Genomic DNA, 14,283 nt, shown 5'->3' with positions numbered 1-14,283 from the left:
CACCTGCTCAAAACAGGCGCAACATCATAGCTAACTCTGACCGTGGATGCACGGTCAGCGTCCTCCGCTGGCATTAACTTATTTCACGTAAGCGAGCAGGCTGAGCGAGTCACGCGCCAGCGCTTTGCATTTTTTGGCGGTAGGAATGCGGATACCGCTCAGGTCGCGGTAGCTTGCTTCACCGAGCGATTTCATGTCCCAGGAGTCGTAATTGCTCAGATCCCACTTGTTCTGCTGTGCGAAGAAAACCAGCGCCCGGCGAATCTGACCATTAGGTAAGTTATTATAACCGCAGTCATTTTTCAGAAAAACAAACACAGCCGTAAGGTCGGCCATATCTTCCGCTTCGGATTCATTCAGGGCGTAGCTATTAGCGGAGACAGCCAGCAGGCTGCCGAATAAAATTGTTCTGAAAAGCGTCTTCATTATTTCTACCACGGCATAACGGAAATTAAACGTTAGCACACTGTTGGCGAGGCGACGATATTTATTATTGTCCGATTACAGCCACTTTTCTTGACCTTCCGGCAAGGGGAGGGTTTATGCTCAAATTCCAGGCTGATAACCGTAAGGAAAGGGACATGCAACGTCGTGATTTTTTGAAATACTCTGCTGCGCTGAGCGTGGCGAGTGCACTGCCGCTCTGGAGCCGTTCTTTGCTGGCGGCGGAAAGGCCTGTGCTACCGATCCCCCCGTTACTGAGTGCCGATGCACAAAACCATATTCAACTTACGGTTCAGGCAGGGTCATCAACGTTTGCGGGCAAACAGGCGACAACCTGGGGTTATAACGGCAGCCTGCTGGGGCCGGCAATTCAACTGCGTCAGGGAAAAACCGTTAACGTATCCATTCGCAATGCGCTGGCGGAAGAGACAACCGTACACTGGCACGGTCTGGAAGTGCCGGGCGACGTCGACGGCGGGCCGCAGGGAGTGATTAAGCCCGGCGATAGCCGTACGGTCACGTTTACCCCGGATCAGCCTGCATCAACCTGCTGGTTTCACCCCCATCAACATGGAAAAACCGGCCATCAGGTGGCGATGGGGCTGGCCGGGCTGTTACTGATTGAAGATGATAACAGCCGAAAACTACGTCTACCGCAACAGTGGGGCATTGATGATATTCCGGTCATCATGCAGGACAAACGTTTTGCCGCTGACGGGCAGATTGACTATCAACTGGATGTGATGAGCGCAGCGGTAGGGTGGTTTGGCGATACGTTACTGACGAACGGCGCGGTTTATCCACAGCACGCGGCACCTCGTGGCTGGCTGCGTTTACGCTTACTCAATGGTTGTAACGCCCGCTCTCTGAACGTTGCCGCCAGCGATAATCGCCCGTTGTACATTATTGTCAGCGACGGTGGCTTGTTGAATGCGCCAGTGAAAGTCAGCGAGCTGGCAATGTTGCCGGGTGAGCGCTTTGAGGTGCTGGTGGAGACCCGTGATAATAAAGTCTTCGATCTGGTCACGTTGCCCGTACAGCAAATGGGTATGACGGTGGCGCCTTTTGATAAGCCCTATCCGTTGTTGCGTATTCAACCCGTGGTGGTAACCGCATCTGGCATTTTACCCGATACACTGGCGACACTGCCCGGACTGCCAGCGCTGGATGGATTAACACAGCGGACTTTGCAGCTTTCCATGGACCCCATGCTGGACATGATGGGGATGCAGGCTCTACAGCAAAAATACGGTGATGCCGCAATGGCGGGGATGGGAATGCAACATGGCAATATGAACCATGGTCAGATGCAGATGAATCATGGCGGAATGAATCATGGCGACATGGGGCAGATGAATCACGGTGATGGCGGGATGGCGTTCCATAGCGCCAATCGAATCAACGGCAAGGCGTTCGATATGCAAGTGCCTGCGTTTGCCGCGCAGAAAGATACCTGGGAGCGCTGGGTCATTTCCGGGGAAGGCGACATGATGCTGCATCCGTTCCATATCCACGGCACACAGTTCCGCATCCTGTCAGAAAACGGTAAGCCCCCTGCCGCGCATCGCGCAGGCTGGAAAGATATTGTCAGCGTTGAAGGGGCGAAAAGCGAAGTGTTGGTCCGCTTTGCGCATAATGCGCCGAAGGAGTATGCCTATATGGCACACTGCCATCTGCTTGAGCATGAAGATACGGGCATGATGCTTGGATTTACGGTGTAGGTTACGGTAAAAAGTGTTACCCATGTTCCCGGTTCATACCGGGAGCAGACATTAAAAAAGGCAACTTGCGTTGCCTTTTTGCTTTTACCTTATGCAGTCTGAGTGGACGGTTCCTTACTTCTCGTCCGGCAGAGCGTAGGCAACGAAATAGTCACCCATCTTCGTACCAAACGAACCGTGACCACCCGCAGAGATGACAACGTACTGCTTGCCATTCACTTCATAGGTCATTGGCGTTGCCTGACCACCTGCTGGCAAACGGCCCTGCCACAGTTTCTCGCCGTTGCTCATATTGTACGCGCGCAGGTAATTATCTGCGGTTGCAGCAATGAACAGAACATTACCGGCAGTAGAGATTGGGCCGCCCAGCATCGGCATCCCCATATTGAACGGCACCGGAACGGGCATCGGGAACGGCATGCTGTCCTGCGGCGTACCAATACGTTTTTTCCACACTACCTGGTTGGTTTTCAAATCCAGCGCGGAAATATAACCCCATGCAGGCTGCTTACACGGCAAGCCAAACGGAGAGAGGAACGGGTTCAGGGTTACGCCGAACGGCACGCCATACTGCGGCTGAATCCCCGCCTCTGTACCGCTACCTTTCGCATCTTTCGGCTGCTCCATCGGGTTACCCGGACCGCGTGGGATCAATTTAGAGACAAACGGCAGGGCCATCGGGTTGGCGATCGCGACCTGGCGGTTCGGATCAACGGAGATACCCCCCCACTCGAACATCCCCAGGTTACCCGGGAACACCAGTGTGCCTTGCTCAGATGGCGGAGTGAAGATACCTTCATAGCGCAACTGATGGAACATCACGCGGCAGACCAGTTGGTCGAACATGGTCGCGCCCCACATATCCGCCCCGCTGAGATCTTTCTTCGGACGGAAGCTCAGATCTGAGAACGGCTGAGTTTTGGTGACGTAATCGCCTTTGGCCGCACCCTGCGGAACCGGTTTTTCCGGTGCCGGGACAACCAGCTTACCGTTGCTGCGATCCAGCACGAAGATGTTGCCGGTTTTCGCCGGGGCGTAAATCACCGGAACCGTTTTGCCGTTAACCGTGATGTCGGCCAGCGTCGGCTGGGACGGCATATCCATATCCCACAGATCGTGGTGAACGGTCTGGTAACTCCACGCCAGTTTACCGGTAGTGGCGTTCAGCGCCACGATAGAGCTGGCATAGCGTTCCTGCTCCGGTGTGCGGTAGCCGCCCCAGATATCCGGGGTAGTCACACCCATTGGCAGATAGACCAGGTCCAGCTTCGCATCATAGGCGGCTGGCGCCCACGAGTTGGGCGAGTTGAACGTAAAGCTGTGTTGGTCAGACGGAATAGCGTTGGGATCTTTCGCACCTGGATCAAAAGCCCAGAGCAACTTGCCGGTATTCACGTCAAAACCACGAATAACACCGGAGGTTTCACGGGTAGAGAAGTTATCCGTTACCGAACCGGCAATCACAATCACTTTATCCGTGATGATTGGCGGTGAGGTAGGCTCATACAGACCTGGCGTGGTGTCCGGCATATTGGTCTGCAGATTCAGAATACCTTTGTTGGCAAAGGTTTCGCACAATTTGCCGTTGTCGGCGTTGATGGCAAACAGGCGGCCATCGTTAACCGGCAGCATAATGCGGCGTGGGCAATCCGCGACAACATCCGGGCTGGCGTTTTCTGCGCGTGCTTCATGATAAGAGACGCCGCGACAGGTGACATGCTGGAAGGACTGGTTGGCGTTTAACTGCGGGTCAAAATGCCATTTCTCTTTACCGGTCGAGGCGTCCAGAGCGAACAGGCGCTGGTGAGCGGTACACAGATAAAGCGTGTCGCCCACTTTAATCGGCGTCACTTCGTTGGTCAGTTCACCCGGGTCTGTTGGCAGTTTCAGGTCGCCGGTACGAAACACCCAGGCTTCTTTCAGGTTCTTAACGTTATCCGCATTGATTTGCTTGAGCGGTGAGAAACGCTGACCTTCCTGGTTGCGGCCATAAGCTGGCCAGTCGCCATCAGCAACCTGAGAAATCGGGGCAGCCGGCGTGGCATCCGCATTCAGCGTACCGTTCACTTCTTGCGGATCATTAAAGCCTGCCCAGGTGAGAATGCCGCCGCTAATCAGCAGCGCAACCACCAGTGCGGCAACCGCACCACCGGAAGGGAAAATCAGTCTGCGCCAGACAAAAGGCAGAATAAGCCAGATACCGAAGAAGACCAGGATATCGCTGCGAGGCGTGAGCGCCCAAAAGTCGAAGCCCACTTCCCACACGCCCCAGATCATGGTCGCCAGCAGCAACGCGGCATACAGCCATAATGCTGACTGCTTACGCCGCCAGAGCAGTGCAGTGACGCCAAGCATTACCACCCCGGCAATAGGGTAGTACCAGGAACCACCAAGAGAGACCAGCCATACTCCGCCGATCAGTAAGTACAGTCCGCAGAATGCTGCGAACAGCGCGGTCAGTATCACAAGGATACCTGAGCGTTGCGTTTTTGTTTCAGCCATAAAAAGACACTCATCAAATTCATTAATGTTTTAGTAGCAACTAATTATAGGATTTAACAAGTGTGATCGTCATCACAAAATGAGCTTTATCGACAGATAAGCATCGGAAATGCGTTTGCTGGTATACTGCACGCCTTGCGCTTCAATAACCAAAGCAAAACGCGGGTTATTGAGTGATTTAGTATTTAAATCATATGGTTATTTAAAATGAAACATATTGTTGAAGTGATGATCCCGGAAGCGGAGATCAAAGCGCGTATCGCCGAATTGGGTCGTCAAATCACAGAACGTTATCAGGACAGTGGCAGTGAAATGGTGCTGGTGGGCCTGCTGCGCGGCTCATTTATGTTCATGGCGGACCTTTGCCGTGAAGTGCAGGTACCGCACGAAGTCGATTTTATGACCGCCTCCAGCTATGGCAGCGGCATGTCTTCGACCCGCGATGTTAAAATCCTCAAAGATCTGGATGAAGATATTCGCGGTAAAGACGTTCTGATCGTTGAAGACATTATCGATTCCGGCAATACACTCTCTAAAGTGCGCGAAATTCTCAGTCTGCGCGAGCCGAAGTCTCTCTCTATTTGCACCCTGCTCGATAAACCGTCGCGCCGTGAAGTGCCGGTTGATGTGGAATTTGTCGGCTTCTCGATCCCTGACGAATTCGTGGTGGGCTATGGCATCGATTATGCGCAACGTTATCGCCACCTGCCGTATGTCGGCAAAGTGGTTATGCTGGACGAGTAAGCATAAAAAAGCCGGGCTTTAGCCCGGCCTGATGCGTTATCCCGGCTTGCATCATGCTGCCGGGAAGGCAAGATTATCTGTGATTGATGTGTTTCTTGCTGAGGTTTGAGACGCCCTGACGGTAGCGCTGTTCCAGGCTTTCGCGGTTCGTTGCGGTGACTTCCAGGTCACGCAGTAAACCATCGTGGATGCCATACGCCCAACCGTGAATCGTGACTTTTTGTCCGCGTTTCCAGGCTGATTGCATAATGGTGGAGTGACCCAGGTTATACACCTGCTCCATCACGTTCAGCTCGCAAAGGGTATCAAGGCGGCGCTCCTGCGGCATCTCGCCAAGCAACGAACTATGCTTGAACCAGATATCGCGAATGTGCAGCAGCCAGTTGTTAATCAGCCCCAGTTCCGGGTTTTCCACCGCCGCCTGCACACCACCACAGCCGTAGTGGCCGCAGATGATGATATGCTCAACTTCCAGTACATCGACCGCGTACTGAACCACAGAAAGGCAGTTCAGGTCGGTATGAATAACCAGGTTGGCAACGTTACGGTGAACAAACAGTTCGCCTGGCTCAAGGCCGGTAAGGCGTTCTGCGGGAACGCGACTGTCAGAACATCCAATCCATAGAAAACGCGGTTTCTGCGCTTGCGCCAGTTTTTCGAAAAAGCCGGGATCCTCTTCCACCAGCATTTTTGACCATAGTGCATTGTTGCTGATGAGTGTATCTATGTCTTTCATGGAAGTTAACGACCTGTAACCAAATAAGTGCGTTGCGCTAATATAGGTCAACTCCCACGTTTTTTAAACCACACATCGAGTGTAAGAATAAGGTAAGTGAAAATTCATGACCATTGCACTGGAGCTTGAGCAGCTTAAAAAAACCTACCCGGGCGGCGTTCACGCGCTACGTGGTATTGATCTTAAAGTAGAAGCCGGGGATTTTTACGCGTTACTGGGACCAAACGGCGCAGGAAAATCGACCACCATAGGTATCGTCAGTTCTCTGGTAAATAAAACATCCGGACGCGTGAGTGTCTTCGGCTACGACCTGCAAAAAGATATCGTTAACGCCAAACGGCAGCTCGGTCTTGTGCCGCAGGAGTTCAATTTTAACCCGTTTGAAACCGTGCAGCAGATTGTGGTTAACCAGGCGGGTTACTACGGCGTTGAGCGTAAAGAGGCGCTGGAGCGTAGCGAAAAATACCTGAACCAGCTCGATCTGTGGGAAAAACGCAACGAACGTGCGCGTATGTTATCGGGCGGGATGAAGCGTCGTTTGATGATAGCCCGCGCCCTGATGCATGAGCCGAAGCTGCTGATCCTTGATGAGCCTACGGCCGGGGTGGATATCGAACTGCGTCGTTCTATGTGGGGCTTCCTGAAAGATCTCAACGACAAAGGCACCACCATCATTCTGACTACCCACTATCTGGAAGAGGCCGAGATGCTGTGTCGCAACATTGGCATAATTCAGAGCGGTGAGCTGATTGAGAACACCTCCATGAAGTCATTGTTGGCGAAGCTAAAATCGGAAACCTTTATCCTCGATCTGGCAACGAAAAGTCCGTTACCGAAGCTGGAAGGTTACCAGTATCGGCTGGTGGACACGTCGACCCTGGAGGTCGAAGTGTTGCGTGAACAGGGGATAAATAGCGTGTTCAGCCAGCTTAGCGCACAGGGCGTACAGGTCTTGAGTATGCGCAACAAGGCTAACCGTCTGGAAGAGCTGTTCGTCACGCTGGTGCATGAGAAAAAAGGAGAGCACGCATGATGCAGCTTTATTGGGTGGCATTGAAAAGTATCTGGCATAAAGAAATTCAACGGTTTATGCGTATTTGGGTACAGACGCTGGTGCCGCCGGTGATTACCATGACCCTCTATTTTATTATCTTTGGTAATTTGATTGGCTCACGGATCGGTGAGATGCACGGCTTTACCTATATGCAATTTATCGTGCCAGGCCTGATCATGATGGCGGTGATCACTAACGCCTATGCAAACGTGGCGTCATCATTTTTCAGCGCCAAGTTTCAACGCAATATTGAAGAGTTGCTGGTCGCCCCGGTACCCACGCATGTGATTATCGCAGGGTATGTGGGCGGTGGCGTGGCTCGCGGTTTATGTGTCGGGGTGCTGGTGACGGCCGTGTCGCTGTTTTTCGTGCCTTTTCAGGTCCACTCGTGGGTTTTTGTTGCGTTAACGCTGCTGTTGACGGCGGTATTGTTCTCGTTGGCGGGGCTGCTGAATGCCGTTTTTGCAACAACCTTTGATGACATCAGCCTGATCCCGACATTTGTTCTGACGCCGCTGACTTATCTCGGCGGGGTGTTCTATTCGCTGACGTTGCTACCGCCGTTCTGGCAGGCGCTGTCTCATCTCAACCCCATTGTTTACATGATTAGCGGTTTCCGCTTTGGTTTCCTCGGTATTACCGATGTGCCGCTCTTCACCACTGTGGCGGTTTTGGCGGTGTTTATCATCGCTTTTTATATATTGTGCTGGTATTTAATTCAGCGCGGACGCGGTCTGCGCAGTTAATCGCCACTTACCCGGCGGCGTTCGTCGCCGGGTTCTCATTGCCCTTTTAATCTATGATATCTGTCACCGACGGCTGATGGTCACCTGGCTAAACTGCAAGTCTGCTAAGGAGATACGTATGCTGGGATGGGTCATTACGTGCCATGGTGAACTGGCGCAGGAGATGCTGGACAGTCTGGAGAGCCGGTTTGGTCCGCTTAAACAATGCAGAGCGGTCAACTTTCGCCACGGGCTTAGCACCAATATGCTCAGCCGCATGATTTGTGATGCGTTGCATGAAACGGATTCAGGCGATGGCGTGGTTTTCTTGACCGATATTTCCGGGGCCGCGCCTTACCGTGCCGCCTCACTCATGAGTCATAAGCATGAGCATTGTGAAGTGATATCCGGCGTTGATGCTGACTTATTGGAAGCAATGTATCCGCTGCGTGAAGTATGTAGCAGTGCCGATTTTCGCGAGCAGATTGTAGGCGCTGGGGCGCCGGTGGTCAGCAGTCTCTGGCATCAGCAACAGAAAAATCCGCCGTTTGTGTTGTTACACGATTTGTATGAAAAATAAACGTTGGTATTCATTTTTCTTTTTCCTACAATAACCTAAAATATTTTTAGCCTGGTTAGGTGCATGCCTCGTTTTCTCCTCATTCTTTTCTTGCTGGTGTCATGTAGCGTTTCTGCTCGTCTCGTTAGTGAAAACTCCGATCCTGCTCGTTATATGCAAATTACGGAAGATGCCGACATCTGGGCGCAGGTTGGCAACAATGTTATGACTGTTGGCAATATTCGCGCCGGACAAATTCTGGCGGTTGTACCAGGGGCGGAAGACTACTACGAATTTCGCTTCGGCTTCGGTAAAGCGTGGATAGATAAAGGGCATCTGGGAACGGTTCGTGGTAGTGAGAAGGTTCAGGATAGCCTTGGCGACCTCAATAAGCCTCTCAGTAATCAAAATCTGATCACCTGGCGTGATACACCGATGTATAACGAGGCGGACAATACCAGTGAACAATTGGGTATTCTGGCCGGGAATCTGCGCTACCCCATCATCAGCAAGCTCAAAGACAGACTCAACCAGACCTGGTATCAGATTCGCATTGGCGAACGGCTGGCGTGGATCAGTAGCCTGGATGCGCAGGAAGATAACGGAATCCCCGTTCTTACTTACCACCATATTTTGAAAGACGAAGAGAACACGCGTTTTCGTCACACTTCAACGACAACCTCTGTTCGTGCTTTCACCAACCAGATGAGCTGGTTGCGTGATCAGGGATATACCACATTAAGCATGTATCAACTGGAAGGTTATATACGTAACGCGATGAACCTCCCTGCGCGTTCAGTGGTGATCACCTTTGATGACGGACTGAAATCGGTCAGTCGTTATGCGTATCCGGTGTTAAATCAGTACGGTTTCAGGGCGACTGCCTTTATTATCTCGTCGCGCATTAAGAGAAAACCACAGCCCTGGGATCCAAAAACCCTTCAGTTTATGAGCATCTCTGAACTGGAACAAATTTCGCATGTCTTTGATTTTCAGTCGCATACTCATTTCCTGCATCGCACCGATGATGCTGGGCATCCGATCCTGCTAAGCCGCAATTATGACAATATCCTGATGGATTTTAAGCATTCACGCCGCGCGCTTTCGCAGTTCAACCGACACGTATGGTATCTGGCCTACCCGTTCGGCGGCTATGACGATAAAGCATTGGCTGCGGCAAAGGATGCCGGTTTCCATCTTGCGCTGACCACGGTGCGAGGAAAGGTAAAGCCTGGTGATAATCCGTACTTACTGAAACGGTTGTATATCTTAAAAACGGATTCGCTGGAGGATATGTCGAGGTTAATAAGCAATCAACCTCAGGGGTAAATCAGGCAAAATGGGCTGTTTTATTTGCCATTTTGAACCAGGGCAGTGCTCGTCATCCTCACGTATTGCGTGTACGCTCCGGTGAATGCGCGCTGTTCGTGTTCAAACTGTCTGCTTCAATAACGCCCATTATGCCTGATTAATGAGTCGGCTATGCCATTCAGGCAACTTGTACCGGAACCGCTTTTGCCGTGCGTTTCATCTCGTTGTCGCCGTCAAAATAGGCGACTTTCGGCTGCCAGCTACGCGCCTGCTCATCCGGCATGGTGACGTAGCTTGCGATAATCAGGATGTCGCCAACGTCAGCGCAGTGCGCCGCCGCACCGTTAACTGAAATGATGCGGGAGCCACGTTCACCGGCAATGGCATAGGTGGAAAAGCGCTTACCGTTGGTGACGTTGTAAATATCGATGGCTTCGTATTCCAGGATACCAGCCGCCTCAAGGAAATCCTGGTCAATCGCGCAGGAACCTTCATAGTGCAGGTCGGCCTGTGTCACTTTGACGCGGTGGAGCTTGCCTTGCAGCATAGTGCGAATCATAACTTCTACCTTTAATGGCGTAACGAAATACAGGTATATCGCCGGGTGGCATTTGGCTGCCCGGCCAGACTTTCCCGGCCCGGCGACAGCGCCAGACCAGGCCGATAACAGGCCAGTATTGCCCGTTTTTTAACCCCTGTCTACAGGGGGAGATCAACCACTTTATTGTCGATGAGACGCGCCTGACCCAGCCAGGCGGCCATCAAAATCACCGCGCGTTTGCTGGTCTGCGCAAGCTCCAGAAGCGTGTCTGCATCGCGGATCTGGATGTCATCTGCGCGAAAGCCGCCGTCGTTAAGTTCCTGTTCCGCCAGGGCAATGATCTCGTCGAGATTGCGATCGCCTGCGCTCAGTTTTGCGGCCATCGCGTTCATGGTTTTGCTCAGGGCCGGTGCGATTTTGCGTTGATCGGCGGTGAGATAGCCGTTACGTGAGCTGAGCGCCAGACCGTCTTTAGCACGCACGGTCGGAACCCCGACAATCTCAATGTCATAGCCCATATCGGCAACCATTTTGCGAATGAGCTGTAACTGCTGGTAGTCCTTTTCGCCAAAGCAGGCGATATCTGGCTGGACCAGGTTAAAGAGCTTGCTGACGATAGTGGAAACTCCACGGAAATGCCCCGGGCGGCTTGCGCCTTCAAGCATGGTGGAGATACCCGGCACATCCACATAGGTTTGTGTGTCTGTGCCCTGCGGATAAATATCATTTGGCGCAGGGGCGAAAACAAAATCCACTTTCCGTTTATTGAGCTTTTCGCAATCTTCCTGCAGGGTGCGCGGGTAGCGAGCCAGATCGTCGGCGCGGTCAAACTGCATGGGGTTGACGAAAATGCTCACCACGACCACATCCGCACGGGCTTTGGCTTCCTCAACCAGCGTCATATGACCATCGTGCAGGTTGCCCATCGTTGGCACCAACGCAATGCGTTTTCCTTCCTGACGCGCTCTTCGAATATGCTGGCGCAGTAACGGCAGGGTTTCGATAATCAACACAACGGCACTCCTTAATGGAAACTGTGTTCTTCGCCCGGATAGACCCCGGACTCCACGTCAGCAACATACTGGCGCACGGCAGCGCGCATGTCGCCTGCCTCGCTCAGAAAGTTTTTCGCAAATTTGGGGATATGACCACCGGTAATGCCGAACGCGTCGTGCATCACCAGAATCTGGCCGTCTGTGACGTTACCTGCGCCGATACCAATGACCGGAATGGTCAGCGCGTCTGTGACACGCTTTGCCAGCTCAACCGGCACACACTCCAGCACCAGCAACTGCGCACCAGCGGCTTCCAGCGCCAGTGCGTCGTCCAGCAGCGTTTGTCCGGCATCGCCGCGCCCCTGAACTTTGTAGCCACCGAAGATATTTACGGACTGCGGCGTTAACCCCAGGTGTCCGCACACCGGTACAGCGCGTTCGGTGAGCATTTTCACCGTATTACTCAGCCAACGACCGCCTTCGATTTTTACCATATTGGCCCCGGCGCGCATCACGGCGGCGGCGTTTTCAAAGGCCTGCTCCGGTGTGGAATACGCCATAAACGGCAGGTCGGCCAGTAGCAAACAATGAGGGGCGCCACGGCGCACCGCGCGCGTGTGATAGGCAATGTCGTCTACCGTCACGGGCAGGGTGGAATCATGACCTTGTACCGTCATCCCTAACGAGTCGCCAACCAACATCACATTGATGCCTTCTTCGGCGAACAGTTTAGCGAAGCTGTAATCGTAGGCTGTGATGGTAGCGAAGCGTTTTTTTTCCTGTTTGCACTTAAGCAGCCAGGAGATGGTGGTGGGTTTCATAACGTTTCCTGATGGCTAAAAACGAATTCTGGCGCATTCTAACAGCAACATTCAGGTGAACAATGATTTTAGGCAATCGTTTAACACTGATCACATCGGAAGCGCCAGAAAAGCGTTTTACCACAAGGCAGGTTTGTCCGCTGCGCATTCTGTGAGGGCGGCGCTCAGTGTCATACCATCAGGGAATCGCAGGGCAGGGGCAATTTCAAATAACGGCCACAGCATAAAGCCGCGATTTTTCATGTCGTAATGGGGAACGGTGAGACGCGGCGTCTGAATAACCTGGTCGCCAAACAGCATGATATCCAGGTCCAGCGTGCGTGGCCCCCAGCGCTCGGCTTTACGCACGCGCCCTTGCTGCAGTTCAATGCGCTGGGTGTGGTCAAGCAGCGCTTCGGCCTCAAGGGTCGTTTCCAGGGCGACGGCGGCGTTGAGATAGTCAGGCTGATCCTGCGGACCAAGCGGAGGCGTACGGTAGAACGAAGAGACGGTGACCACGCGGCTTTGCGGGATCTCCCCAATGGCGTCCAGCGCTGCCTTTACCTGCTCCAGAGGCGATGCGAGATTACTGCCGATGGCGATATAGCAAAGGGTCGGGGACATACAGGCTCCTGGTTTTTATTCTCTATAGCATCAGGCCTGCGCGTGGCAGGCCTGAAAGGGATGACATTATGCGCTGCCTTCACGGCGCGGCGCGCGTTTGCGCGGGCGGCGATGGCGACGGCGAACGGCGGGTTCATCGCCCAGGTCCTCAAGCATATCTTTCTGCTCCGGCGGTGCGGAAACCTGAAATTCTCCCCACCATTTCACCAGCCGCTGCAGTTCGCCGTTGTTTTCAACCTCGGCACGCAGGGCCAGCAGATCGTAGGCTGCGCGGAATTTCGGATGCTCCATCAGTTTCCACGCGCGTTTACCCTGACGACGGGACATCCGCAGTTGTAGCTGCCAGATATCGCGAATCAGCGAGGTGATGCGTTTCGGAATGGCCAGTGAACGGCAGGCTTCATCCAGCACATCGTTCATGGCAAGCGCAAAGGCGTCGTAATATGCCAGACCGCCTTCCTGGGTAATGCGCTGCGCGGTTTCCAGCAGCGGATACCAGAACATAGCCGCAAACAAAAACGCCGGGTTAACGCGCATATCATTGTGAAGGCGGGTATCGGTGTTTTTCAGCACCTGCGCAATGATGCGCTCCATCGGGCTGTCACCGTTTTCGGTGAAGAAGCGACTGATAGTTGGGAACAGAGGCTGGAAGAGGTTGTATTCGCGCAGCAGCATGTAGGTATCGAAACCATAGCCCGCTTGCAATAATTTCAGCGACTCTTCAAACAGGCGCGCAGGGGGGACGTCATTAATCAGGGCGGCCAGACGAGGAATCGGTTCGGCCGTTTCAGCGCTGATGTTCATACCCAGTTTGGCGGCGAAACGCACCGCGCGCAGCATACGTACCGGGTCTTCGCGATAGCGGGTTTCCGGGTTGCCAATCAGGCGAATGACGCCCTCTTCCAGATCGCGCATGCCGCCGACATAATCACGTACGGTGAAGTCAGCAACGCTGTAATAAAGGCTGTTAATGGTGAAATCGCGACGCTGAGCATCTTCTTCGATAGAACCGAAAATATTGTCGCGCAGCAACATGCCATTCTGGCCACGCTGAGACGTGGTGCGGTCGGCTTCGGTATCTTCGTGATGGCCGCGAAAGGTGGCGACTTCAATGATTTCCGGCCCAAACATGACGTGGGCCAGACGGAAACGGCGACCCACCAGACGGCAGTTGCGGAATAATTTACGCACCTGGTCCGGCGTGGCGTTCGTCGTGACGTCGAAATCTTTTGGTTTTTTGCCCAGCAATAAATCACGCACGCCACCACCGACGAGATAAGCCTCGTAACCGGCTTTGTTCAGGCGGTAGAGGACTTTGAGCGCATTTTCACTGATATCTTTGCGAGAAATAGCGTGCTGTTCACGCGGGATAACCGTCATCTGAGGTTGTACGCTAGCCTCAACGACCATGCTCTCTTCGCGACTTAGCACCTTACGGCAAAAATTAGCGACTCGGGTAAAAATAGTGCACCTCGGTAGTGTCAAACGTCAGGACGAAAAAATAAGGACAAAAAAATAGCGGCTAAT

At 53.1% G+C, this 14,283-nt stretch carries 14 protein-coding genes; 6 read left to right on the top strand and 8 right to left on the bottom strand.

Annotation, left to right across the window (positions count from 1 at the left end; genetic code table 11):
* Window positions 1–78 precede the first annotated feature (78 nt).
* Window positions 79–426 (bottom strand): YacC family pilotin-like protein, encoded by a 348-nt coding sequence (locus ACS0RQ_RS22920; RefSeq protein WP_039078397.1) that lies wholly within the window; start codon window positions 424–426, stop codon window positions 79–81.
* Between the two features lie 155 nt (window positions 427–581).
* Between ACS0RQ_RS22920 and cueO the strand changes: the two genes are divergently transcribed.
* On the top strand, window positions 582–2,165 hold the full coding sequence (gene cueO / locus ACS0RQ_RS22915) for a multicopper oxidase CueO (protein WP_271848839.1): 1,584 nt from the start codon (window positions 582–584) through the stop codon (window positions 2,163–2,165).
* 114 nt (window positions 2,166–2,279) lie between these two features.
* Here cueO and ACS0RQ_RS22910 read toward each other — a convergent pair whose 3' ends face one another.
* Window positions 2,280–4,667, bottom strand: a complete 2,388-nt coding sequence (locus tag ACS0RQ_RS22910) for a glucose/quinate/shikimate family membrane-bound PQQ-dependent dehydrogenase (protein ID WP_271848840.1) — start codon at window positions 4,665–4,667, stop codon at window positions 2,280–2,282.
* A 207-nt stretch (window positions 4,668–4,874) separates the two neighbouring features.
* Between ACS0RQ_RS22910 and hpt the strand changes: the two genes are divergently transcribed.
* Window positions 4,875–5,411, top strand: a complete 537-nt coding sequence (gene hpt, locus ACS0RQ_RS22905) for a hypoxanthine phosphoribosyltransferase (RefSeq protein ID WP_039078400.1) — start codon at window positions 4,875–4,877, stop codon at window positions 5,409–5,411.
* A gap of 73 nt (window positions 5,412–5,484) precedes the next feature.
* Here the strand turns inward: hpt and can are convergent, their stop codons facing one another.
* Window positions 5,485–6,147, bottom strand: a complete 663-nt coding sequence (gene can / locus ACS0RQ_RS22900; protein ID WP_039078401.1) for a carbonate dehydratase — start codon at window positions 6,145–6,147, stop codon at window positions 5,485–5,487.
* Window positions 6,148–6,253: 106 nt separating this feature from the next.
* Between can and ACS0RQ_RS22895 the strand changes: the two genes are divergently transcribed.
* The 4 genes from ACS0RQ_RS22895 (at window position 6,254) to ACS0RQ_RS22880 (ending at window position 9,814) form a co-directional block, all read left to right on the top strand.
* Complete coding sequence (locus ACS0RQ_RS22895) at window positions 6,254–7,180, top strand: ABC transporter ATP-binding protein (RefSeq protein ID WP_271848841.1); 927 nt, start codon at window positions 6,254–6,256, stop codon at window positions 7,178–7,180.
* Window positions 7,177–7,947 (top strand): ABC transporter permease, encoded by a 771-nt coding sequence (locus ACS0RQ_RS22890; RefSeq protein ID WP_039078403.1) that lies wholly within the window; start codon window positions 7,177–7,179, stop codon window positions 7,945–7,947. Before ACS0RQ_RS22895 ends, ACS0RQ_RS22890 begins: the two co-directional genes overlap by 4 nt.
* A 118-nt stretch (window positions 7,948–8,065) precedes the next feature.
* The gene (locus tag ACS0RQ_RS22885; protein WP_271848842.1) at window positions 8,066–8,506 is read left to right on the top strand and encodes a PTS sugar transporter subunit IIA; all 441 of its coding nucleotides are present in this window, start codon (window positions 8,066–8,068) and stop codon (window positions 8,504–8,506) included.
* A 63-nt stretch (window positions 8,507–8,569) separates the two neighbouring features.
* Window positions 8,570–9,814 carry a polysaccharide deacetylase family protein gene (locus ACS0RQ_RS22880; protein WP_271848843.1) on the top strand — a complete coding sequence of 415 codons (1,245 nt, stop codon included), beginning with the start codon at window positions 8,570–8,572 and terminating at the stop codon, window positions 9,812–9,814.
* Window positions 9,815–9,974: 160 nt separating this feature from the next.
* Here the strand turns inward: ACS0RQ_RS22880 and panD are convergent, their stop codons facing one another.
* The 5 genes from panD to pcnB all read right to left on the bottom strand — a co-directional run bounded on the left by panD (window position 9,975) and on the right by pcnB (window position 14,220).
* The gene (gene panD / locus ACS0RQ_RS22875; RefSeq protein WP_039078406.1) at window positions 9,975–10,355 is read right to left on the bottom strand and encodes an aspartate 1-decarboxylase; all 381 of its coding nucleotides are present in this window, start codon (window positions 10,353–10,355) and stop codon (window positions 9,975–9,977) included.
* A 140-nt stretch (window positions 10,356–10,495) separates the two neighbouring features.
* A complete protein-coding gene (gene panC, locus ACS0RQ_RS22870) occupies window positions 10,496–11,350 on the bottom strand; it encodes a pantoate--beta-alanine ligase (protein WP_271848844.1) in 855 nt (284 codons plus the stop codon).
* Between the two features lie 11 nt (window positions 11,351–11,361).
* Window positions 11,362–12,153, bottom strand: a complete 792-nt coding sequence (panB, locus tag ACS0RQ_RS22865) for a 3-methyl-2-oxobutanoate hydroxymethyltransferase (RefSeq protein WP_271848845.1) — start codon at window positions 12,151–12,153, stop codon at window positions 11,362–11,364.
* 117 nt (window positions 12,154–12,270) lie between these two features.
* Window positions 12,271–12,756 (bottom strand): 2-amino-4-hydroxy-6-hydroxymethyldihydropteridine diphosphokinase, encoded by a 486-nt coding sequence (gene folK, locus ACS0RQ_RS22860; RefSeq protein WP_039078409.1) that lies wholly within the window; start codon window positions 12,754–12,756, stop codon window positions 12,271–12,273.
* A 66-nt stretch (window positions 12,757–12,822) separates the two neighbouring features.
* Window positions 12,823–14,220 carry a polynucleotide adenylyltransferase PcnB gene (gene pcnB, locus ACS0RQ_RS22855; protein ID WP_271848879.1) on the bottom strand — a complete coding sequence of 466 codons (1,398 nt, stop codon included), beginning with the start codon at window positions 14,218–14,220 and terminating at the stop codon, window positions 12,823–12,825.
* Between the last annotated feature and the right edge of the window lie 63 nt (window positions 14,221–14,283).

This window comes from Phytobacter diazotrophicus (assembly GCF_052061655.1).
Lineage (GTDB): Bacteria > Pseudomonadota > Gammaproteobacteria > Enterobacterales > Enterobacteriaceae > Phytobacter > Phytobacter diazotrophicus.
The sequence above is the reverse complement of the archived record's forward strand: the minus strand, read 5'-3'. Positions and strand labels throughout refer to the sequence as shown.

Coding starts and splice junctions, on each gene's coding strand:
- ACS0RQ_RS22880 (WP_271848843.1), top strand. CDS start 8,570: ATGCCTCGTTTTCTCCTCATTCTTTTCTTGCTGGTGTCATGTAGCGTT.
- panB (WP_271848845.1), bottom strand. CDS start 12,153: ATGAAACCCACCACCATCTCCTGGCTGCTTAAGTGCAAACAGGAAAAA.
- ACS0RQ_RS22890 (WP_039078403.1), top strand. CDS start 7,177: ATGATGCAGCTTTATTGGGTGGCATTGAAAAGTATCTGGCATAAAGAA.
- ACS0RQ_RS22920 (WP_039078397.1), bottom strand. CDS start 426: ATGAAGACGCTTTTCAGAACAATTTTATTCGGCAGCCTGCTGGCTGTC.
- folK (WP_039078409.1), bottom strand. CDS start 12,756: ATGTCCCCGACCCTTTGCTATATCGCCATCGGCAGTAATCTCGCATCG.
- hpt (WP_039078400.1), top strand. CDS start 4,875: ATGAAACATATTGTTGAAGTGATGATCCCGGAAGCGGAGATCAAAGCG.
- ACS0RQ_RS22895 (WP_271848841.1), top strand. CDS start 6,254: ATGACCATTGCACTGGAGCTTGAGCAGCTTAAAAAAACCTACCCGGGC.
- can (WP_039078401.1), bottom strand. CDS start 6,147: ATGAAAGACATAGATACACTCATCAGCAACAATGCACTATGGTCAAAA.
- panD (WP_039078406.1), bottom strand. CDS start 10,355: ATGATTCGCACTATGCTGCAAGGCAAGCTCCACCGCGTCAAAGTGACA.
- cueO (WP_271848839.1), top strand. CDS start 582: ATGCAACGTCGTGATTTTTTGAAATACTCTGCTGCGCTGAGCGTGGCG.
- ACS0RQ_RS22885 (WP_271848842.1), top strand. CDS start 8,066: ATGCTGGGATGGGTCATTACGTGCCATGGTGAACTGGCGCAGGAGATG.
- ACS0RQ_RS22910 (WP_271848840.1), bottom strand. CDS start 4,667: ATGGCTGAAACAAAAACGCAACGCTCAGGTATCCTTGTGATACTGACC.